Annotated in this window: 19 protein-coding genes and 2 riboswitches; of the genes, 3 read left to right on the forward strand and 16 right to left on the reverse strand. The window is 41.5% G+C overall.

Features of this window, described 5'->3' with window-relative positions; all coding sequences use genetic code 11:
* The first annotated feature begins 126 nt into the window (after nucleotides 1-126).
* Nucleotides 127-258, forward strand: coding sequence for a hypothetical protein (locus JOC34_RS22045; protein WP_275577719.1), 132 nt, complete (start codon nucleotides 127-129; stop codon nucleotides 256-258).
* Nucleotides 259-292: 34 nt separating this feature from the next.
* On the opposite strand, the gene purD is transcribed toward JOC34_RS22045, so the two are convergent.
* From purD to JOC34_RS18655, 11 genes are all read right to left on the reverse strand, one after another.
* Nucleotides 293-1,540: a phosphoribosylamine--glycine ligase gene (gene purD / locus JOC34_RS18605; RefSeq protein WP_205138298.1), complete on the reverse strand. Its 1,248-nt coding sequence runs from the start codon at nucleotides 1,538-1,540 to the stop codon at nucleotides 293-295.
* Between the two features lie 183 nt (nucleotides 1,541-1,723).
* The gene (gene purH / locus JOC34_RS18610; protein WP_205138299.1) at nucleotides 1,724-3,256 is read right to left on the reverse strand and encodes a bifunctional phosphoribosylaminoimidazolecarboxamide formyltransferase/IMP cyclohydrolase; all 1,533 of its coding nucleotides are present in this window, start codon (nucleotides 3,254-3,256) and stop codon (nucleotides 1,724-1,726) included.
* A gap of 17 nt (nucleotides 3,257-3,273) precedes the next feature.
* A complete protein-coding gene (purN, locus tag JOC34_RS18615; protein ID WP_205138300.1) occupies nucleotides 3,274-3,849 on the reverse strand; it encodes a phosphoribosylglycinamide formyltransferase in 576 nt (191 codons plus the stop codon).
* Entirely contained in the window at nucleotides 3,846-4,865 is a 1,020-nt protein-coding gene (gene purM, locus JOC34_RS18620; protein WP_205138301.1) for a phosphoribosylformylglycinamidine cyclo-ligase, read from the reverse strand. Before purM ends, purN begins: the two co-directional genes overlap by 4 nt.
* 93 nt (nucleotides 4,866-4,958) lie before the next feature.
* Entirely contained in the window at nucleotides 4,959-6,299 is a 1,341-nt protein-coding gene (purF, locus tag JOC34_RS18625) for an amidophosphoribosyltransferase (protein ID WP_205138302.1), read from the reverse strand.
* A 10-nt stretch (nucleotides 6,300-6,309) separates the two neighbouring features.
* Nucleotides 6,310-8,538 (reverse strand): phosphoribosylformylglycinamidine synthase subunit PurL, encoded by a 2,229-nt coding sequence (gene purL / locus JOC34_RS18630; RefSeq protein ID WP_205138303.1) that lies wholly within the window; start codon nucleotides 8,536-8,538, stop codon nucleotides 6,310-6,312.
* 263 nt (nucleotides 8,539-8,801) lie between these two features.
* Nucleotides 8,802-9,935, reverse strand: coding sequence for a 5-(carboxyamino)imidazole ribonucleotide synthase (gene purK / locus JOC34_RS18635; RefSeq protein WP_205138304.1), 1,134 nt, complete (start codon nucleotides 9,933-9,935; stop codon nucleotides 8,802-8,804).
* Entirely contained in the window at nucleotides 9,922-10,413 is a 492-nt protein-coding gene (gene purE / locus JOC34_RS18640) for a 5-(carboxyamino)imidazole ribonucleotide mutase (RefSeq protein ID WP_205138305.1), read from the reverse strand. The genes purK and purE overlap by 14 nt, the downstream gene beginning before the upstream one ends.
* Nucleotides 10,414-10,540: 127 nt before the next feature.
* Nucleotides 10,541-10,641: riboswitch (purine riboswitch) on the reverse strand.
* A gap of 96 nt (nucleotides 10,642-10,737) precedes the next feature.
* Nucleotides 10,738-11,643, reverse strand: coding sequence for an SDR family oxidoreductase (locus JOC34_RS18645; protein ID WP_205138306.1), 906 nt, complete (start codon nucleotides 11,641-11,643; stop codon nucleotides 10,738-10,740).
* Nucleotides 11,644-11,874: 231 nt separating this feature from the next.
* The gene (locus JOC34_RS18650; RefSeq protein WP_205138307.1) at nucleotides 11,875-12,495 is read right to left on the reverse strand and encodes a DUF2179 domain-containing protein; all 621 of its coding nucleotides are present in this window, start codon (nucleotides 12,493-12,495) and stop codon (nucleotides 11,875-11,877) included.
* Between the two features lie 150 nt (nucleotides 12,496-12,645).
* Nucleotides 12,646-13,368, reverse strand: coding sequence for an MOSC domain-containing protein (locus JOC34_RS18655; protein ID WP_205138308.1), 723 nt, complete (start codon nucleotides 13,366-13,368; stop codon nucleotides 12,646-12,648).
* A gap of 100 nt (nucleotides 13,369-13,468) precedes the next feature.
* Between JOC34_RS18655 and msrA the strand changes: the two genes are divergently transcribed.
* Together msrA and JOC34_RS18665 are read left to right on the forward strand one after the other, a co-directional pair.
* On the forward strand, nucleotides 13,469-13,999 hold the full coding sequence (gene msrA / locus JOC34_RS18660; RefSeq protein ID WP_205138309.1) for a peptide-methionine (S)-S-oxide reductase MsrA: 531 nt from the start codon (nucleotides 13,469-13,471) through the stop codon (nucleotides 13,997-13,999).
* Between the two features lie 21 nt (nucleotides 14,000-14,020).
* Complete coding sequence (locus JOC34_RS18665; RefSeq protein ID WP_205138310.1) at nucleotides 14,021-15,199, forward strand: MFS transporter; 1,179 nt, start codon at nucleotides 14,021-14,023, stop codon at nucleotides 15,197-15,199.
* A 61-nt stretch (nucleotides 15,200-15,260) separates the two neighbouring features.
* Here JOC34_RS18665 and JOC34_RS18670 read toward each other — a convergent pair whose 3' ends face one another.
* The 5 genes from JOC34_RS18670 to JOC34_RS18690 form a co-directional block, all read right to left on the reverse strand.
* Nucleotides 15,261-15,851, reverse strand: coding sequence for a DNA-3-methyladenine glycosylase (locus tag JOC34_RS18670; protein ID WP_205138311.1), 591 nt, complete (start codon nucleotides 15,849-15,851; stop codon nucleotides 15,261-15,263).
* Between the two features lie 112 nt (nucleotides 15,852-15,963).
* On the reverse strand, nucleotides 15,964-16,371 hold the full coding sequence (locus JOC34_RS18675) for a nucleotidyltransferase substrate binding protein (RefSeq protein ID WP_205138312.1): 408 nt from the start codon (nucleotides 16,369-16,371) through the stop codon (nucleotides 15,964-15,966).
* Complete coding sequence (gene mntA, locus JOC34_RS18680) at nucleotides 16,340-16,678, reverse strand: type VII toxin-antitoxin system MntA family adenylyltransferase antitoxin (protein WP_205138313.1); 339 nt, start codon at nucleotides 16,676-16,678, stop codon at nucleotides 16,340-16,342. The genes JOC34_RS18675 and mntA overlap by 32 nt, the downstream gene beginning before the upstream one ends.
* 94 nt (nucleotides 16,679-16,772) lie before the next feature.
* Nucleotides 16,773-18,107, reverse strand: a complete 1,335-nt coding sequence (locus JOC34_RS18685) for an NCS2 family permease (protein WP_205138314.1) — start codon at nucleotides 18,105-18,107, stop codon at nucleotides 16,773-16,775.
* A gap of 122 nt (nucleotides 18,108-18,229) precedes the next feature.
* Nucleotides 18,230-18,330: riboswitch (purine riboswitch) on the reverse strand.
* Nucleotides 18,331-18,947: 617 nt separating this feature from the next.
* Complete coding sequence (locus JOC34_RS18690) at nucleotides 18,948-22,070, reverse strand: hybrid sensor histidine kinase/response regulator (RefSeq protein WP_205138315.1); 3,123 nt, start codon at nucleotides 22,068-22,070, stop codon at nucleotides 18,948-18,950.
* Nucleotides 22,071-22,091 lie beyond the last annotated feature (21 nt).

Genomic DNA, 22,091 nt, shown 5'->3' on the forward strand with positions numbered 1-22,091 from the left:
TTTATCTCAGTGCTTTGTAATTTTGATTATATAATATGCCACCTGATCGGTTAACATTGTAAAACTAATTTACACAGGATTTGGGACTTGACTGGTCCGGCGTTCAGGACAGGAGGTTCAGCGTTCGTGACAGGTGGTCCAGCGTCCGGGACAAGAGGTTCAGCGCTCGAGGCGGGAGGTCCGGCGTTCAGGACAGATGGTCCGGCGCTTGGGGCAGGTGGTTCAGCGCTCGCCGCATACGTGATTATAAAAAAGTAGGAAGCCACTAAAAAAATCGTGGCTTCCTACTTTTTTATTGTTTTCCAATATCCTTGCGGTAAAAAAAGTCTTCTGTATGTGATAGGACTTCCAATCCAGCATAGGCACTTTCAGCTGCTGCTTGCAGTGAAACATTTTTAGCGCCGACGAGTAATACACGTCCACCATCTGACACTAGCTTCTCCCCGACGAGCTTTGTTCCTGCATGTATCGTGAAGCAACTTTTTGTCGTCGCCATTTCTGGTAGCAACATTCCTTTTTGATATGCAGCCGGATAGCCTTTGGATGCGACAACGACGCCAACACAAGCATTCTTTTCCCATTTCAGCTGCGGGTCTTTGCCATCCATCACGTCCATCAGCACTTGGACAAGATCGTTCTCCAACAATGGCAGGACAACCTGGGTTTCCGGGTCCCCAAAGCGCGTGTTAAATTCAATCACTTTTGGCCCTTTCGTAGTCATAATAAGTCCGGCATATAAAATTCCAGTAAATGAGCGACCATCTTCCACTAGACCATCTGCCGTCTTTTGCAAAATTTCGTTCACTGCAAAGGTTAAATCTGCATCAGAAACATCTTCAACCGGGGCAAATGCGCCCATTCCGCCAGTGTTTGGCCCTTGATCATTGTCAAATGCCCGTTTATGATCTCTTGCTGTAACCATTGGATAGACGTTATTTTTGTGCACGAAAGCCATTAATGAAAATTCTTTTCCGTCTAAGAATTCCTCTACAACGACCTTTGCACCAGCATCAGCAAAAGCTTTGGAAACAAGCATATCGTCAACTGCAGCTAAGGCTTGTGCTTTTGTCTCTGCCACAACAACACCTTTCCCAGCTGCAAGCCCGTCCGCTTTAATAACGATCGGCGCCCCTTTTTCTTCGATATAATGCTTGGCATCATCTGCGTTAGTAAAGGTTTTATGGTCAGCAGTTGGAATTTCATGTTTGTTCATAAATGCTTTGGCAAAGCTCTTACTTCCTTCCAGAAGTGCTGCAGCTTTTGTTGGTGCAAAGACCGCGAGACCTTTCTGTTGAAAGCGATCAGCTATCCCAGCATTTAATGGATTTTCCGGTCCAACTATCGTTAGGTCAATCGCCTCTTTCTCCGCGAATGCGACAAGACCATCCAAATCCATTTCATCAATTGGAACGCATGTTGCATGCTTCCCGATCCCGCCATTCCCAGGGGCCACGTAAATATTATTCACTTGCTTACTATCCGCTAGTTTCATTACAATGCTATGCTCGCGACCACCGCGACCAACAACTAAAACGTTCATATGAAACCTCTCCTGTCTTTCATATTATTACGTGTTCAAAAGGAGGATAAAAAGGACCGAGAAGTTCGAGGCAGCGTAGCTTTGAGTACCAGAACGTATGTATTTAATACGTGAGGAACGGAATAGCAAGCTAACGAAGAAATTCGATGTGTCATTTTTACCGGACTTTTTGAACAACCTATATTAATGTTTAAAATGACGCATACCTGTATAGACCATTGCAATGCCATGCTGATCACAAGCATCAACAGAGTCTTGGTCACGCTTAGAACCGCCCGGCTGGATAATTGCTGTTACACCAGATTTTGCTGCTGCTTCAACAGTATCCGGCATTGGGAAAAATGCATCAGATGCCATGACAGATCCGGATGCTTTGTCGCCAGCTTGTTCGATTGCAATGTTTGCTGCTCCAATCCGGTTCATTTGTCCTGCGCCAACGCCAAGTGTTTGATTCGACTTTGCGAGTACAATCGCATTTGATTTCACATGCTTAACAGCTTTCCAAGCAAACAATAAATCGGTTATTTCTTCTGCTGTTGGTTGGCGTTTTGTTGCTACTTGCAAATCTGCTGCGGTCGTTTTACCATCGTCACTACTTTGAATCAGTGCGCCACCTTTTACTGTTGTTAGTTTGTGATTTGCAGCTTCGCCCTCTTGCATCTCTAATTCTAGCAAACGAATGTTTTTCTTTTTCGTTAAAATTTCAAGCGCATCAGGAGCAAAAGCAGGAGCAATGACAATCTCTAAAAATATGTTACTTAATTGTTCTGCTGTTGCCTGATCTATTTCACGGTTACATGCGACAATCCCACCAAAGATAGAGATCGGATCCGCGTCAAATGCCGTTTTAAACGCGTCATTCATATTATCTGCAACACCGATACCACATGGATTCATATGTTTGACCGCTACAGCTGCCGGGTCTTCATATTCAGCTAAGATGTCGAGTGCTGCATTCGCATCCTGAATATTATTATAAGATAGTTCTTTTCCATGTAATTGCTTGGCGGTTGCTAGACTATTACGGACAGGCAGTGGTGTTCTATAAAATGCTGCTTGCTGATGTGGGTTTTCCCCGTAACGTAATGTCTGCACCTTTTCATATGTAACAGTATACGTTTCTGGATAGGCTTCTTCAGTTTGGACAGAAAAATAGTTCGCAATCATGGCATCATAATGTGCGGTATGGCGGAAAACTTTTGCTGCCAGCTGCTGACGCTTTTTCCAGTCTAACTGATCGTTACGCAATGCTTCTAATATCGCTTCATAATCAGCTGGATCCACTGCAATTGCAACGTCAGCGAAGTTTTTCGCTGCTGCACGTAGCATGGATGGGCCACCTATATCAATATTTTCGATAATTTCTTCGTCAGAAACACCTTCCCGCGCCAGTGTTTCTTTAAATGGATACAGATTAACCACGACCATATCAATCGGTGTGATTTCATTTGCTTTCAATTGATCCAGATGTGCTTGGTTATCTCTTTTTGCGAGTAAGCCACCATGAATGAATGGATGTAATGTTTTCACACGGCCGTCTAATATTTCTGGAAAGCCTGTCACTTCATCTACTGCTTTAGCAGGGATACCTGCTTCTTGAATCACACGCAATGTGCCGCCGGTAGAAATAATTTCATAATCCAGATCATGAAGACCCTGGGCAAATGCCGTTATATTATCTTTATTAGAAACACTGATTAACGCTCGTTTTTTCATAGAAAAGCTCCTCACGATTAAAAGTTAGACGATGATTGTAACAATTGATTAACGACCCTTGGATATAATGCATGTTCAACCTGTTGAATACGCTGCTTTAATGTTGCTTCCGTATCTCCTGATAAAATAGCTACCGATTCTTGGGCAATGATTGGTCCTGTATCAATACCCTCGTCAATAAAATGAACCGTCACACCTGTAGTTTCGACACCTGACTGAAAGGCTTGACCAATCGCATCCTTTCCTGGAAATGCCGGGAGTAATGATGGATGAATATTAACAATTTTTCTTTCAAATGCCTGTAACAATGTTGGTCCGACAATACGCATATAACCAGCTAGAAAAACCCACGATACGTTCACTTCTTGTAGTTTTTGAACGAGCTGCTTTTCATAAGCTTCCTTGGATGGATATGCTTTTGCATTAAAAATAAATGTAGGAATTTTCGATTTAGCAGCCTTTTCGATGACACTGGCATCCGATTGATCACAAACGAGTAGTACAATTTCACAAGCCAGATGTTCCGTATCCATCAACGCTTGAAAGTTACTACCTGTTCCGGACGCAAATACCGCTGCCTTTGCTTTTGTCATGACTGGAAATGCACTCCTTCTTCCGCTACTACACTTCCGATGACAGAAGCTACTTCACCATTTTCACGTAATCTATTGATGACTGCATTTTTTTCCGTCTCCGCCACAACAAGCACCATCCCGATTCCCATATTAAATACGCCGTACATATCTTTGTCCGGAATATTCCCTTTTTCTTGTAAAAATGGGAAAACTTCAGGTACGTCCCAGCTTGATTTGTTTAATGTAACCCCAAGTCCTTCCGGAAGCATGCGTGGGAAGTTTTCATAAAACCCGCCACCAGTAATATGGGAAATCCCTTTGACATCATGGTTATCCAGTACTAGCTTAATTGCTTTTGCATAAATTTTGGTTGGTGTTAGCAATGTTTCGCCAAGCGTTTTTGACAACCCATCATAGGTCTTATTTAAATCCATATCTGCAACAATTTTACGGACCAGTGAATAGCCATTAGAGTGAACCCCGCTGGAAGCCAGACCGATAATTGCGTCGCCTGCCTGAATAGACGCTCCTGTAACAAGCTTCGACTTTTCTGCAATTCCAACAACAAATCCTGCCAAATCGTACTCATTACCTTGATACATCCCAGGCATTTCTGCCGTTTCCCCGCCAATTAGTGCTGCTCCTGCATCGACGCAACCAGCAGAAACACCAGCGACAATTTGCTCAATGATCTCTGGCTCATTTTTACCACAGCCAATGTAATCAAGGAAAAACAGTGGCTGGGCGCCTTGGGCAACTACATCGTTCGCACACATCGCAACCAAATCAATCCCAACGGAATCGTGCTTATCCATTTGAAATGCGAGTTTTAGCTTTGTACCAACACCATCTGTTCCGGAAACCATCACTGGTTCCTTATAATTAAATGAAGTCAGTTCGAATAAACCAGCGAACGATCCAATCCCACCCAATACTTCCGGGCGTGATGTTTTCGCAATATGCTTTTTCATTCGTTCTACCGCTTCATAGCCTTTCTCCACATCTACACCAGCTTGTTTATACACATCTGACATGTCTGACACATCCTTAAGCATTTTTTTACTTCTTGTTGGTTGTCCTTGCTTAGCTATAATATACAGGGCTTGGCGCTATCATCGACCAGCCTTTTACTTTTCTGTAACAGGGTATTTCCCTGTCATGCACGCATTGCAGATCCCTTGATTGATTGTTTTATCTTTTACGATTGCTTTTTCCAAACCATCTGCAGATAAATAAGCAACACTATCTGCTCCGATTATTTCGCCTATTTCTTCAATGGAATGATTGGCGCCGATTAATTCTTTTCTTGTTGACATATCAATCCCGTAATAACATGGATGTTGAATGGCTGGTGAAGCGATCCTGACGTGTACTTCTTTCGCACCAGCTGCTTTTAACATACGAACGATTCGTCTACTTGTTGTACCGCGGACAATGGAGTCATCAATCATCACAACCCGTTTCCCTTCAACAACCCCACGAACCGGGGACAATTTCATTTTCACACCTTGTTCCCGCATTTCCTGGGAAGGCTGGATAAATGTACGACCAACATAACGATTTTTGATGATGCCCATTTCATAAGGAAGACCTATCTCTTCCGCATAACCGATTGCAGCTGAAATACTTGAATCTGGAACCCCTGTTACAACATCGGCTTCAACGGGAGATTCCTTTGCTAATTCAACGCCCATCTTTTTTCGGGAGCTATGCACGTTTACACGGTTTAAATCACTATCCGGCCTGGATAAATAGACATATTCCATTGCACACATTTGTCTTTGTTCGCGCATTTGAAACCGTGTTGATTCCAGCCCCTTATCACTGATAGTAATTAATTCTCCTGGCAAAACTTCCCGTTCGAAGGTTGCACCAATCTGATCAAATGCACATGTTTCTGCTGCTACGACGTACGCATTATCCAATCTACCTATCGATAATGGGCGAATACCATGTGGATCCAATGCAACATGCATCCTATCTTCTCTTAAAATCAGATAAGCATATGCGCCAGTTAGCTTTTGCAGTGCGTTACTAATTGAGTCCTCTGTTACATGTTTGCCATGACGTTTAATGAGATGGGCAAGCACTTCTGTATCTGAAGCTGTTTGCAGGATGCTCCCTTCATCCTCCAGTTCACCACGCAATTGATGAGCGTTCATGATGTTACCGTTGTGCGCAATTGCCATACTTCCTGTCTGCGATCGGAATAACAGTGGTTGGACATGTTCGATTTCTTTATAGGCTTGAGAGGAATAACGAACATGGCCAATCGCGGCATTCCCTCCCAGTTCGGAGAAATTCGCTCGCTTAAATACATCATTAACTAAACCTAAATCCCGATGCTGTTTTAACGTTTCTCCATCACTAACAACAATTCCAGCACCTTCTTGCCCACGGTGTTGTTGGGCGTGTAAGCCATAATACGTTATTTCAGCTGCTTTTTCATGACCCCATATTCCAAACATTATGCATTCCTCATTTAGTATTTGATTTCAACAAGCTGGGAATCGATTCTGTCCACAAGCTGTTGAGCCCTTCAACATCTTCCTGAATAACGTTTTGGTCGTTCACATTTATATTGAATGTATGATCTGACGTAACAACACCGATTTGCTCAGCGTCTCTCATCATTGCTTCAAAACGTGCTTGATTTTCCGGTTTAACCGTAACGATGAATCTTGATTGTGACTCACTAAACAGTGTGACTGTAGCGTCCCCTTTAAGATCTGCGTTGACACCTAAGCCCTGATTGTTAAAGACACTTTCTGCTAATGCAACAGCTAAGCCGCCTTCCGCCAAATCATGTGCAGATGCTACGACACCTTCATGTATCGCTTCTAGCAGGTTTTGCTGACGTTTAGCTTCTACTTCCAGATCAATGACAGGCGCTTTTCCAGTATATTTTCCGTCAACGATGTTTTGCAGTTCACTACCACCAAACTCCGCGTTTGTGTCACCGATTAGATAAATCAAGTCGTCCGCTGCCTGGAAATGGCTTGGTGTGATATGATCAAGCGATTCATGCAAACCAACCATGCCAATAATCGGTGTCGGCTGAATTGCCTGCCCTTTGGATTGATTGTACATGGAAACATTTCCGCTAATCACAGGCGTTGCTAAAGCATCACAAGCCGCGCTAATTCCATCGATACTTTTTTCCATTTGCCAAAATACTTCAGGATTTGTCGGGTTACCATAGTTCAGCCCATCCGTTAGCGCCAATGGTCTTGCACCTGAAGCAACAATATTTCTTGCCGCTTCTGCAACAGCTATTTTCCCGCCTGTTTCCGGATCCAAATAGATATAGCGCGAATTACAATCGGTCGTAATCGCAATTGCTTTATCCGTGCCTTCAATACGCACAACCGCTGCATCAGAACCAGGGCCTGCAATCGTATTTTTTTGAGCTTCTGTATCATATTGCTTGTACGCCCATTCTTTACTAGCGATCGTTGGCTGTTGTAATAATTGTTTTAGCATTTTGCCGTGATTTTCTACGTGTGGAATCGTATTTTCCATTGCTTGAAATGCTTTGAAATAAGCCGCTTCTTTTGATGGGAGGTGATATACTGGTGCGTCCTCTGCTAAAGCATCAACAGGCACGTCCGCTACAACTTCACCATGCTGTTTAATCCGGAATGTTTTCTCTTCAATCACTTCACCGACTGCTACTGCCTCGACATCATGCTTCTTGAAAATGTCAATAATTTCCTGCTCCTGTCCTTTTTTGACAACGAGCAACATCCGCTCTTGTGATTCAGACAGCATTAATTCATAAGCGTTCATATTTTCTTCCCGCTGTGGTATCAGATCCATATCCATTTCTATACCAGTACCGGCTTTACTTGCCATCTCACTTGCTGACGACGTTAGACCTGCAGCACCCATGTCCTGAATACCAACCAGCGCATCGGAGTGAATCACTTCCAAACAAGCGTCAATCAGCTTTTTCCCCATATGTGGATCACCAATGGCTACCGCGGATTTATTATCATCCTCTTCTTCCACTTCTTCGGAAGAGAATGTTGCACCGTGAATACCGTCTCTCCCGGTAGAACCGCCCGCATAGATAACGGTATTACCTACACCCGCCGCAATACCGGACTGGATATCTTTATGATCAATCAGACCAACGACCATTGCGTTGACGAGTGGATTTTCTTCGTAGCTATCATCAAACTGCACTTCACCACCAACAGTAGGGACACCAATCACATTTCCGTAGCTCGCAATACCACGAACCACTTCGGAAAATAGTTCCTTGGTGCGATCCGTTGTCAAGTTACCAAAACGCAGGGAATTCATTGCCGCAATCGGTTTGGCACCCATGGAAAATACATCACGGGCAATGCCGCCAACGCCTGTTGCTGCACCTTCAAATGGCGCTACAAACGATGGACTGTTATGACTTTCTATTTTAAAAGCAACCGCCTGGTTATCACCGATATCAATAATGCCGGCACCTTCCCCTGGCCCTTGGAGAACATGGGATCCTTTCGTCGGGAATTTCTTCAATAATGGCTTGGATGTTTTATAACTGCAATGTTCTGACCACATGACTGAAAATAAGCCTGTTTCCGTGTAATTTGGCAGGCGTTTTAAAATATCCTTGGCCATATTGTATTCCTGATCAGATAATCCCATTTCTTCGTAAATCTTGTCACGCTCAATTTGTTCGGCTTGCACGTTATTATTGATTGACAATTCCGGTTCCCCCTCATTTTGGCTGGTTAAACTTACATTTTTTTCATGATTGCTTCTTTCATTTAGCCCGCGGCACGAATACACTTCGCTTTCCGCGGGTGACCCGTGAGCCTCCTCGAACTCCGTTCTGTGGGGTCTCACTCTGGCCACTAGTCTCGCAGAAGTCTACGTGTATTCGTGCCGCTCAGAACGTTTAAACGAATGCTCACCAGCAATGGAAATATCCGAGACTCCTAGGAAATAGACTAAATAGAAAGCGTCTTTTATAAAACAGTTTTTTGCAAAAATTGATCGACTTGGTCTGTTCGTTTTGCTTCTGTTTCGGCAATAAATGTCACATGACCCATTTTTCGTTTCGTTTTGGCTTCATCTTTCCCATATAAATGGACAAACCCATTTGGGGTGCTTGACATTGCTTGTAACACACCAGCCAGATCTTCTCCCAACACATTGATCATGGTGGCAGGCTGCAACAGCTGTATTTCTGTTAGCGGCAAGCCACAAATGGCACGAACATGCTGCGTAAATTGCGATACATTACATGCTTCTATCGTATAATGCCCGGAATTATGCGGACGAGGAGCCATTTCATTTAAATAGATATCATCGCCCTGTACGAACATTTCAATTGCAAATGTACCAACAATGTTCATTTTGTCCGCAAGAATTTTCGTTGCGTCATATGCTTTTCGCTCAATTGTTTCATTAATCCCGGCTGGAACCGTTGTTTGATAAAGAATATGATCTTTGTGATCATTTTCAGCTATTGGGAAGAACGTGATGGCTCCCGATGCGGCTCTGGTGAACACAACAGAAATTTCTTTATCAAAAGTTACCCAATGTTCGATAATACAGTGCTGGTTCTTTTCAGCAAAGTCGATTGCCTGCTGCTGATCCGCTGATGAGGTCAACTTAATTTGTCCCTTACCGTCATAGCCACCGCTGCACGTTTTAATGACAGCCGGGTAAGTAAAGTCTGCGAGTGCAGCTTCACATTCCTTCCCGTTTGTAACAATTGAAAATTTCGGAACAGGTAAGTTCGCGTCCTTCATCAATTGTTTTTCCTTCTCACGGTTTTGTGTAATTTCTAATGCATAAGCACCTTGTGGTAATTTACCTCGCTGCTCAATATAAGTTGCTGCCTTCAAATCCACATTTTCAAATTCATAGGTGACGACATCACTGATTTCTGTTAGTTCTTTGATCGCGTCCATGTCGTCATAAGCGGCAACAATTTGTTTGTCTGCCACTTGCGCTGTTGGACAACCCGGTGTCGGATCAAGTACTGCAACCCGGTAACCCATATATTTCGCGGACAATGTCATCATTCGTCCTAGCTGTCCACCACCAATGATCCCGATCATCTGCGGTGGTAAAATTGTTTTATTTTTTTGCAAGGTCGTCCCTCATTTCTGTTACTTTATCTTTCAAACCTTCACGATTGGTTTCGAGATTTGCAGCAACATGCTTATCGAATGCGCCGACTATTTGTCCAGCAAAAATGCCCGCATTGGTTGCCCCTGCTTTACCAATCGCCATCGTAGCTGTTGGGACACCACCAGGCATCTGTGCAATCGATAGTAAGGAATCCATGCCACTTAATGCCTTACTTTGAACAGGCACGCCAATGACAGGCAGTGTTGTTTGTGATGCGATCATTCCTGGTAAATGTGCGGCGCCGCCAGCCCCTGCAATGATTACTTTTAAACCACGTTCTCTAGCTGACTTCGCATAGGTGAACATGTCGTCCGGCGTACGGTGTGCCGAAATAACACCCTTCTCATACGTGATGCCAAGTTCATCCAGTGCACTGCACGTATGTTGCATCGTTTCCCAATCTGAAATACTTCCCATGATTACACCGACCACTGCCATGCTATCCCTCTTTCTCACATTTCATTTATTAAAAAGCAAAAAAGTCTATTCGTCTCCCTCATAATATGAGAGAAGATGAACAGACTTAGGTTCAAACACACATAAAAAACGGATCATTGCTACTTCACAACGATTCATCCTCCCTCATAGTCCAGCATTTACGGTGCTGGGTAGAAACTTCTGAGCCATATTCTCAGCAAATATATGAGGTTACGTATTCAGTTTTTATGGGTTAAGCATAACAAAACAATTATACAACTGTCAATATAACTTCAGACGATTTTCGACAAACTTCGGGATCTGTTCATATGAGGTAATTTCGATTTAGGAACTGACCATTGCCCCACCATTAACATGCATCACCTGCCCCGTAACATATGATGCATCATTAGAGGCAAGATAAACATAGGCAGGGGCTAATTCAAACGGCTGCCCTGCCCGTTTCATCGGCACATCTTTTCCAAATTTGGTAGCAATTCTCTCAGCTGAAAAACTTGCAGGAATCAATGGCGTCCAGATGGGACCGGGAGCGACAGCATTTACACGGATGCCTTTATCGACAATGTTTTGCGACAAGGAACGTGTGAACGCAACGATAGCACCTTTTGTTGCTGAGTAGTCCATTAATTCAGTTTCCCCTTCGTATGCCGTAATCGACGTTGTATTTATGATTGCACTTCCCTTACCAAGATTTGGTAATGCAGCTTTTGTCATGTAAAAGAATGCATATATATTCGTTTCGAAAGTAGCATCCCACTGAGCATCTGTAATATCGGTTAATTGATGCTGCACAAATTGTACGCCATGGTTATTTACCAAAATATCTAGTTTACCAAAATGATCGATAGTTTGCCTAATCACTTCTTTACAATGCTTGGGATCTCGTAAATCTCCAATGAGCAACAGACACTTCCTTCCCATTTCTTCGATGCGACGTTTCGTCCGGTCAGCATCACCATCTTCATAAGCATAATAATAAGGAATTACAATGTCTGCTCCCTCTTTTGCAAAAGCAATTGCTGTAGCGGCCCCAATCCCGCTGTCTCCTCCAGTGATCACTGCAACCTTATTTTCTAATTTCCCTGCCGCTTTGTAGTTTGGGTTTTCAATAATCGGTTTAGGGACCATTAGGGATTCAATTCCGGGCTGTTGGTCCTGATGTTGTGGTGGAAACTGGGTCGGTACTTGAGGCAGTTCACGTTCCATTCCTTCGTTACCATCGTGACTCATACGCGTTCCTCCTAAATTGTCCAATATTCATAGGCGCTATAACCGTAATCTATTCAAATGATGGGCGTATGGTTCATAGGATTTACCTCTTTCTTGGAAAGAGATGCTTGCAGACTCGGAAGTTCACAATTTCTGTCTATCACCAGTTCATTAGCTGATGTGTTCAACCATTATTGGGTCGAACAAAAAAACAAGCAGACTGTTTCAGCCTGCTTGCTCTTTATCTATCGGTTACTCAGTTTTTTCATCCTCAACTATTGGTATCTCTGGCGTAACATCTGCTTCTTTCGGTTGTTGATTTGGCTTTTTTTGATTAAACAATTTACCTCTGCGAACTTGCTTGACCCAAAATCCGCCATGGATTTGTTTCGGTTCATAGGCGATAATAAAGGCTTTCGGATCAATCGTTTTTATTGTTTCATAAAGCCTGAGTTCATCTTTTCTTGGTGTTAAGATTTGCATGGACAACCGGTCGCCTTCCATTCCATATGCAAACCAGCTCGTAACACCATATCCTTTATCGCGTAGTTTACGCGTGAATTCAATATCAGGGTTAGAAGAAATAACATTTACCGTAATGTAGCCGAGTGCCAGTTTTTCTTCAATTTTACTTCCTACAATGACACCTATTCCGAAACCGACTGCGTACGCTATAATATTTTGAACCTGATTTAAATTATCTAGTACGAGTCCAAGACCTAAAACATACATGACAATCTCAAACATACTTACAAACGCAGCGATATACCTGCGTCCTTTCAATGTTAGAATCATACGGATTGTTGAAAATGATACATATATGATATTGATCACAAGTATAATGGCAACCATTACGTATGCATTACTTAACAACTTAAAAACCCCCTATACTACCTATTCTTAAAGGATACCTTATTTTTCATTCATATGAAAACATGTCTATAGATAGAATGGTTATTTTTTTATTATAAAAGCCGTTGAGGAACAGTATACTTAACGCGTAGTGACACACTCACGCCTCAATCACTTATTCGGTCCAAAGACCCGTTTCTCAATCCCTGATTCCCGTCCATATAAGCGCTTGTTTAATCGCTTCTTCCAACTATCTGCTAATAACGTACATGATGCAAGGTCATCAGCCATTCTGAGATCCTCTTTATACACATGCATGACTTCATTACAAGCGGCAATTGACCACTGGGGATATGGACGATCAATTAATTCCAAATCGGTGCCCGGCTCAACTTCTCCTTCTTGTAGCACGCGGAAATACCAGCCAGTAAAACCGGTCTTCTGAATTTGCAATGCAAAATCAAGTATTCCAAAACGTCGCGCAGGCTTCCAGCATGGTTGTCTTGGCTGCGACACCTGTATAATCGCATCTCCCATCTTAAAGGTATCTCCAATACAAACTGTAAATTCATCCATTTCCAGTACAGCAAAGTTTTCTCCCATTGCTCCCATGTCGATAGTCTCCAGTTCTAATTCTTCCTTCCAATAAGTATAATGCTTAATTGGGTAGGAAAACACCGCCTTCTCTGGACCACCATGGTTTTTTTTATCAGCAACTTCATCCCCAGTGAAACCGGTTTTGCTCAACCAGATTTTACCGCTGTGCTCTTGTTTAAATATGCCCGTTTCCCACGGCTTGTCCATCACCTGATCCGCATTCGCGTCACCCAATTGCTTTACCTTTCCAATAAATATTTTATGTACATATGGCTCATCCTGTTCATTTCGATCCATCGTATCTACCACCCGCTCAACTTATATGATATAGTGTCCTTATTCTACTTGAAAAAACACAGAAATGAAAACAATCCATGTTAACTGGGAGGAATGTAAAATGACAGACAATACCAAGAAGGCTACATTTGCAGGCGGCTGCTTTTGGTGTATGGTAAAACCATTTGACCAGTGGGATGGCGTCCATCGTGTTGTCTCCGGGTATACCGGTGGGTCGCTTGAAAATCCATCCTATGAAGATGTCAAAGCAGGAAATACAGGGCATCATGAAGCAGTGGAAATTACATTCGATCCAAATATGATTGCATATGAAGACATTGTAGAAATATATTGGCAGCAAATTGATCCAACCGATGATGATGGTCAATTCCAAGATCGCGGGGAATCTTATAGAGCCGTGATTTTTTACCATGATCAGGAACAAAAGGTGATCGCCGAAAGGTCTAAACAAGCACTTGCATCCAGTAAAAAATTCACAAAACCGATTGTAACACCCATTTTGCCTGCTGTTCCTTTTTATCCAGCAGAGGATTATCATCAGGATTTTTATAAAAAGAACAAACAGGAATATCAAAACGACCGGGCTAAATCGGGCCGAGATGAATTTATCGAGAAATATTATGAGTCCTAAACAAGTTAGGAGCTGACATTTTTGTCAAATAGTAATTCCTTAACACCTTTGAAAATGCTGTTATTCAGCTTTCATGCTACAAATACAATTATACTGAGTTATTTGCCATTATATTTAAAATACAAGGGACTGGAAGGGACCGAAATCGGCTGGGTATTGGCTGTAGGACCACTGGCTTCGATATTTGCCCAACCTTTCTGGGGATATATGAGCGATAAATTTAAAACGGTCAAACGTGTCATCCAAATCTGTATTGTTGGACTTTTGGTTATGGGGACATTATTTTTTCAAATGAATGGTTTACTTCCCATTATGATGATGGGGGCTGTTTTCTATTTCTTCGTAACCCCGATTGGTGCATTGGGAGATAGCCTGGCACAACGGCGCGCAGACGATTTACGTGTATCATTTGGAACCATTCGCATGTGGGGCTCTATTGGATTTGCCGTTTCCTCACTCGTAATCGGTGAAGTACTAACACGAGTTGGTATTCAATACATGATCATTCCCTATTTATTTTTTGGGTTTATCGCGTTGCTTGTCACCTTCCGATTAACAGATGTGAAAGTCGATTCAGAGCCGATTCAGCTAAAAGATGTTACAGCGATTATTAAAAATAAACCATTTGTCATTTTCCTAATCATCATCATGTTTCTAACGGTTACCCACCGGGCAAATGACAGCTTTATTGGATTATATATTGCACAGCTTGGCGGCAGTGAAGGGCTGGTTGGGCTAGCGTGGTTTGTTGGTGTTGTAACAGAAGCAATTGTATTTGCTACCGCAGGATTTTGGTTCAAAAAGTATCATCCGCTGTTTTTCATTATCATTGCTGGTGCATTATATAGCATTCGCTGGTTTATTTATGCAGCTGTGGATCAGCCGATACATATCATCAGTTTACAAGTTTTACACGGCTTAACATTTGGTGTGTTTTATTTAGCAGCATTTAACTATGTGTCCAGACTCATTCCAAAACTATTACAATCTACCGGGCATTTGATCTTTTTCGCAACATTCTTCGGAATTTCCGGGATTATTGGATCACTTTCGGGTGGAGCACTCATTGATTCCTTTGGTGGAGCGACATTGTATTTTGGCATGGGGGTCTGTGCACTGATTGGAACAATATTAATTACCGTTTACCATATTCTACCTTTTGGAAAAGAGGCATATGTACATCAAGCAGATCGAGAATAAGTCAAAAACTTCCATGGAAAGCAGCCATGGAAGTTTTCATTTTAAGTGGGTAAGTACCTGATTACCTAGAAACAAATTCATTTCCGGCGGCCCAAAACCGCCATGGATAATGAACCGCCTCACCTGTATTTTGTATACCAATCCTTGGACCAGTTGCGATACGTTCAGGGGCTATTTCTTGTCCCTTTGAAATCCAAAGTGGCGTTTTATCTAGTGGAAGTCCATAATCAGCCATGGTGATGCCAAGCGCTTTTGTTAATTTCCCCGGACCATTTGTCCATTGGATTTCAGTTTTTGCTTTTGGCCTTCTTTCTGCCATTAATTCCTGACCAGAAACAGGCTCCACTGCCCTGATGAGAACGGCATTAGGTTGGCCTGGTTCACCACTTACCACGTTAAAAAGACAATGCGTATGCATCGCATACGTATAGGTGATGCCAGGTTCACCAAACATGATTTCCGTTCTTTTCGTGCGACGTCCTTCAAAGCTGTGTGCTGCACGATCTTCCGGCCCCATATATGCTTCTGTTTCTACGATAAGGCCCGATGCAGTACCCTCAGACGTTTCTTTCGTAAGCAAACATCCGAGTAATGCTTTTGCAAGCTCCAGTGTTGGTTGACGATAAAACTCTTTTTCCAGTGATTTAGTCATATGCCGCTCCTTGATGTGCGTGTATCTCTTTTTTTATTTGTATAGGCTTTTCCCTGATTATCTTTTGCAACTAAATGAATTACATTCTTTTGTAGATCTAATCCTTTACTATTCACTTTAGTTGTTTAATCTCTTTTTCGACCATATCACCAAACTGTGCTAGTAAATCATTATAGCGATTTATAATCTTCTCATAGATTAATCTTGCTTCATCCTCATCATATAAGTGAGAAGTTTTATTTCGATCAATCATCATATCAATCCATTGCTCTCCATCATTAATTAGTCCAAAGGCAAACGCTTCACGTATCGCACCTCTAGGACTTCTAATCTCACTTATACCTGTATATTCCAGAAACAACTTCATGAGTTTCCAGCTTAGTTCAAAGGTGAATTCGAATCGTTGGATCACCCCATCAAAAATAATATCATCATAAACCTCTAATTTCGTCGCTTCAGCTAGTCTGGTACTTGCTCTTTTGTAATCACTAAGCTTTTCGTTGAGCCTTTGTTTGTTCATAAATAACTACCCCTTCCTTCCTTATATTAGCCAGTAGTTCTTTTTTATTTAAGCGATCCAAAAAGACGATATCTATTTTCAAATACGTTGGCATCTCTTGTATGTCGGCTTCAATTAAATTTTGCTTGGAATGGGTAGCTTGATTGGTGTATATCGCTAAATCAATATCTGAATTCGGTCGGAAATCCCCTCTCGCTCGCGAACCAAATAACATTACTTTTTCGATATAGTCATTTTTAGAACAATACCTGATTAATTCTCCTAAAAACCGATGAGAAATATAGGACCTTTCAAGATCTGTTGACACAACACCACCACCTATGTTTACTATGCTTATATTATATCATTGTACATTAAAAAAACGAAACCATCGTAGGATGATCCCGTCTCATTATTAAAAACTAACTCAAGAAAATAAAATACAATATAAATACAACGAACAAACCATACATCATGGGGTCAATTTCTTTGATCCGTCCTTTTAAAACCATGGTAATCGGATAAAAGACAAAGCCGATTGCGATTCCTGTTGCGATACTATATGTCAGTGGCATCATAATAATCGTAAAAAAGGCTGGTACGGCAATTTCAAATTGATCCCAGGCAATATTTTTAAGTTGGGAACACATCAGCACGCCAACAATGATTAAAGCAGGCGCTGTAACTTCAGACGTGACAACACTTAATAAAGGTGAAAAGAATAAGGCTAAAATAAAGAACCCAGCTGTCACGACAGCAGTAAATCCGGAACGTCCTCCTGCACCAACACCTGCTGAGGATTCAATATAAGAAGTTGTTGTAGAAGTTCCTAAAACAGAACCAACCACAGTACCAGCAGAATCAGCAAACAATGCCTTCCCTGCTCTTGGTAAGTTATTCCCCTTCATTAATCCAGCTTGTGTTGCTACGGCAACTAAAGTTCCTGCCGTATCAAAAAAGGCAACGAATAAAAAGGTAAAGATGACAATTAACATTTGCGGTGTAAGCAGATCCCCCAAATGTAAAAAGGCTTGTCCAAAGGTTGGTGCGATACTTGGCACTTGACCAACAATACCATTAATACCTGTTGGCGGATCAATCAACCCGGTAATGATCCCCAACAAGGCAGTCAGCACCATGCCGTAAAATATACCACCTTTCACATCTAAGGTGAGAAAGATAACCGATACGATAATACCAAATACCGCAAGCATTACGGACGGTGTACCCAAATTACCAATGCTGACTAATGTCGCATCATCACCGACTATAATGCCGGCATTTTGAAAACCGATAAATGCGATGAATAACCCAATACCAGCGCCGACCGCCAATTTCAAATCAGCTGGAATCGCATTGATAATTTTTTCCCGTAAACCGGTTAATGTCAATCCAACAAAGATGACGCCTGCCACTAACCCGCCTGATAAGGCTGTTTCCCATGGAACGCCATATCCAAGCATTACCGTATAAGCAAAAAACGCATTCAATCCCATTCCCGGTGCGAGTGCTATTGGATATTTGGCAATAATCCCCATCAATAGCGAGCCGACAGCAGCCGATATGGCTGTTGCAGTAAATACGGCCCCCTGATCCATTCGTGTAACACCTTCCGGAAGGTTGTCAATTCCAACTAAAGCGAGTGTAGCAGGAATGACGAATAACACATAAGCCATAGCCAAGAAGGTTGTTAAGCCTGCCATAAACTCTGTTTTATAATTGGTGCCCAGCTCATCGAAGCGAAAATATTTTTTCATCATTACTTCCCCTTTTTTATTAAATTAAAAACAAAAAGCACCCCTGACAAAAAGCCAAGCGTGCTACATAACTAAGCAAGAAAAAGTAATTAGAAAAACATTGCCATTACAGACAAAGCTATAACCATTACTGTAACCTGCGTAGTCAGACCATTTACGGTAGTCTGGTAGAAACTTTGGGCCCTATTCCCTTTATTATACGCATATTATTCATTTGTATATTTAACCTACTTTAGTCGTTCCAAAAACGTTTTACTCCTACATTAAGTACGATGCTAATACTGTATAACTCGCGCTGACAATGAAATAAGTTTCTTAGTCGACCGCATCCCGTATACACTCCGCTTTCCGCGGGCGGCTGTTGAGCCTCCTTGTGCTTACGCACTGCGGGGTCTCACCGATGCCTTTCCTCCCGCAGGAGTCTTCGTGTATACGGGCTGCTAAGTATAGCGTTTGCTAATATAAAAGCGTGCTTTAGCTGGATGAAATGACAAAGTGCCTTACTGTAAATAGCATTAACAAAGGTGGCTGAGGCCATGCCCTAAGGATGCGCATCCGCCCAGATCGATCCTGGACGGCGGAATAACACCCATCTTAAGAAATCAACATGCTCTTATATATAAATGTGATAATAAAAAGCGACAAAATTAACGAAAAGGCTCTATCAAAAGTCAAGTTGGACAGTGTATCACCATCTTTTCTAATTCTATCAAGGCCTATATGTTAATTTTACTCTGCGAATGTTGAGTGTATATAACATCATTGATTTTAAGCTATTTCAAAAAATATTACAACCTACAAAAATATGTAAATTGATATAGTGGTGCATCTAGCGGTCGTTTATACAGATGAAATGTTATTTGGTACAGTAAATGTAATCGTTGTTCCATGATCGGGTGTACTTATAATTTTCAGACCTTTGCCATACAATTGCTTCAAACGTTGATCAGTATTAATTAGTCCAATGCCTTCTTTTCGACCAGGTTGGATGGTAAAGATTTGTTTTAGCTTTTCTTCGTCCATGCCGACACCGTCATCCATAACGGAAACTTCTGTATAACAAGCTTCTTTGTGGATACGTATGGTGATTGATCCCCCAGCGATTCGCTTCAACACGCCGTGATTGACAGCATTTTCTACTAATGTTTGTATAGATAAAGGTGGAATCATGACATCTTTGACCTCGTCTATTTCCCATTTTATATGAAGCCGATCCCCAAAGCGCTCCTTTTCAATATATAAGTAAGATTCAAGTAAATCAATTTCATATTGAAGCTGAACGACCTTGTCTAAGTTTTTTAGATAAAAACTACGCTGTAAATAATGGGCGAATTTCTCAAGAAGACGGGTCATTCTCGGCGTATCTGTCTCGCTCAATGAAGCAATCGCATTCAACGTATTCAACATAAAGTGTGGGCGAATTTGTGCCTGAAGCCAAGCTGCTTCCATCCATAGTCGTTCATTAATTGATGCTCGTAAATCGGTTAAAGCATGTACCCGGACATTTAACTCCACCGCATCGACCGGTTTTGTGACATAATCATTTGCACCTGCTAAAAAACCAGTATAGACATCCTCTGGGTTACTTCGCGCTGTTAAAAGAAGAATCGGCAGTTCAGATATGGAAAATTTCTCTCGGATAGAACGGGTTAATTCATACCCAGACATAACAGGCATCATAACATCCGAAATAATTAAATCCCATTCCTTCCACTCAAGTTGTTCTAATGCTTCTTTTCCGCTCGTAACAGTTTCTACCTCATATTGGTCATCAGAAAGAATGTTAGTCAACACTTGCAAGTTCACTGGATCATCATCGACAGCCAAAATGATCGGTCTGTATGATGATGGCGTGTGCTTAGTAAATGCTTCCATCATCTTATTCATAGCAATCGGTATTTCTTTTATAGGAAGTTCGTTCATATTCACAGACGGAGTAGTTGCCGCTATTTGTCCTTCACCAGCGCCTTCTGCTAGTGGTAAGGTAAATGTAAATACCGAACCTTCGCCCAAGATGGAATTTGCTTTTATTATTCCACCATGCATTTCAACTAACTGTTGGCAGATGCTTAGACCTAGACCAAGGCCACCCCCAATTGCTGTAATACTGGAATCATCTTGTTTATATTGCTCGAAAACTGTATGGAGTGTTTCTTCTTTTATCCCTATGCCTGTATCAGCAACATGAATATGAGCCATTCCATCTTGTATGTTGGCATCAATGGTAATGATGCCTTCATCCGTATATTTCACCGCATTATGAAGCAGATTAAATAAAATTTGAGTGAGTCGATTTTTATCCGCTGCTACATGAGGAAAGTCGCTTGAGATTCGGACTTCCATTTGGATATTTTTATTTTCTATGAGAACTTTAAGCATATCGACAACGGCTACTGAGACAGCTTGGATATCTAGACGCTCTTGTTGTAGCTGAATCCGATGTTCTTTCAAACGAGTGATGTCTAGTAAATCTTCCAAAGTCCGTGACATATGGTGCCCAATTGTCAGTTGAAGTGCCAAGTCATCTTGCGTTTTTTCATCCAATTGATCGGATCTATTACGTAAAATAGACTGTGCGATATTAATAATACCGTGTAATGGATTCCGAAGCTCATGGGACGTATTAGCGAGAAAATCATCCTTTTGCTTCATCTCTTTTTGAAGTTCAGTAGTAAGTTCCTCATTTGATGTATTTAAAGCCAATAATTGCTTGTTCTGTTGCTCTGTTTTTCGAATCGAGTCTGCGAAATTTTTACTCATCAGGATAACATGGATCAATACATATATGCCAACTGCTGGCAGCATCAATGTCACTGACTGGTACCAATTCTGCCCTATCGCAAAATCATTAAAAAATGCTAGAAATATGATTCCCATTCCGATCAAATTGATTTTTGCATTTCTGTTATTGTTACGAAGACTTTTAGAAATAACAGAAATCATATAGAAAAAGGTAGGAATCGCTAATAAAAAAACATTGAAAAATAATGCTTGGAAAAATACAGGTTGTGTAAATAAAGTGGTAATAATAAGTCCACTGTGTATGATGACTAGCCCATACATGATTTTCTTAGAAAACACTTCCTCATGCCATTTCCACAATAAAATAACATAGAACATGGAAGTTGCTTCTGTCAATATATACTCCAACCTAGTACCCCAGAGCCAAGACATATCTAATATGAGTGTATAGTAAAACGGAACAGTAAATAAAGCCCTGGCAGATATTAACATAGCAAACATCCCAAATATAAAGAAAATAAGTTCCTGTTTACTACGGTAACGATACAAGGCAAATAAAACCATAAATAAACCGATGATAAAAATGCAACCATTAATAAAAAGCGTGCCTATCATATTCGTATTAAATTTTTGAGTCACAACCGAAGCTTCCCCTAAATAAATGGCGTTCTCAAACCCCCCACGAATATGGTCAAAGCTAGATACTTGCATCGTCAGTAACACTTCATCTGATTGCGCAATAAAATAACCTGTTCTCGGAGCCATTTCAGCAGTATGTGAAGCTGCATCTTGCCCCACTTCTCCATTTTCAGCGACTTCTGTTTGATCTACATAAAGTGTATAGGCACTGTACTGAAAGGGAATATGAATGGCTAATGTTTCTCCTACATATTCTTCAGGGATTTTGATTGTTGTGCTATATGTTCCAAATGAATTGATTTCCCCCGTTTGTGTCTCAAATGAGCTAGGAAGCAAAACTGTTCTTCCCATTCCAGTTCTTATTTGCTCTTTCACCTCATTAGGTGTTAGCAATTCCCCTTCAAAGAAATCCCACTTTCCATCTAGGTCGGTATAGAAGTCTTTTGACTGTGGCTGATTACTAAGATCAAATAACTCCGACGAATCAGGCTTTTGTGCTGAGATATTACGACCAGTTATCACCGTTGTTAAGAATAAGATCACTATACATGCAAATAGATATCGTTTATGTTTAACCCCCAACTGAATCTCCCCTACTCCACA

The organism is Virgibacillus halotolerans, from assembly GCF_016908515.1.
Taxonomy (GTDB): Bacteria; Bacillota; Bacilli; order Bacillales; family Amphibacillaceae; genus Virgibacillus_M; species Virgibacillus_M halotolerans.

Excerpts from the sequence above, each read along its gene's own strand:
- purD (WP_205138298.1), bottom strand. The coding sequence starts at position 1,540 with ATGAACGTTTTAGTTGTTGGTCGCGGTGGTCGCGAGCATAGCATTGTA.
- purH (WP_205138299.1), bottom strand. The coding sequence starts at position 3,256 with ATGAAAAAACGAGCGTTAATCAGTGTTTCTAATAAAGATAATATAACG.
- purN (WP_205138300.1), bottom strand. The coding sequence starts at position 3,849 with ATGACAAAAGCAAAGGCAGCGGTATTTGCGTCCGGAACAGGTAGTAAC.
- purM (WP_205138301.1), bottom strand. The coding sequence starts at position 4,865 with ATGTCAGATGTGTATAAACAAGCTGGTGTAGATGTGGAGAAAGGCTAT.
- purF (WP_205138302.1), bottom strand. The coding sequence starts at position 6,299 with ATGTTTGGAATATGGGGTCATGAAAAAGCAGCTGAAATAACGTATTAT.
- purE (WP_205138305.1), bottom strand. The coding sequence starts at position 10,413 with ATGGCAGTGGTCGGTGTAATCATGGGAAGTATTTCAGATTGGGAAACG.
- JOC34_RS18645 (WP_205138306.1), bottom strand. The coding sequence starts at position 11,643 with ATGAGTCACGATGGTAACGAAGGAATGGAACGTGAACTGCCTCAAGTA.
- JOC34_RS18655 (WP_205138308.1), bottom strand. The coding sequence starts at position 13,368 with ATGGATCGAAATGAACAGGATGAGCCATATGTACATAAAATATTTATT.
- msrA (WP_205138309.1), top strand. The coding sequence starts at position 13,469 with ATGACAGACAATACCAAGAAGGCTACATTTGCAGGCGGCTGCTTTTGG.
- JOC34_RS18670 (WP_205138311.1), bottom strand. The coding sequence starts at position 15,851 with ATGACTAAATCACTGGAAAAAGAGTTTTATCGTCAACCAACACTGGAG.
- JOC34_RS18675 (WP_205138312.1), bottom strand. The coding sequence starts at position 16,371 with ATGAACAAACAAAGGCTCAACGAAAAGCTTAGTGATTACAAAAGAGCA.
- JOC34_RS18685 (WP_205138314.1), bottom strand. The coding sequence starts at position 18,107 with ATGAAAAAATATTTTCGCTTCGATGAGCTGGGCACCAATTATAAAACA.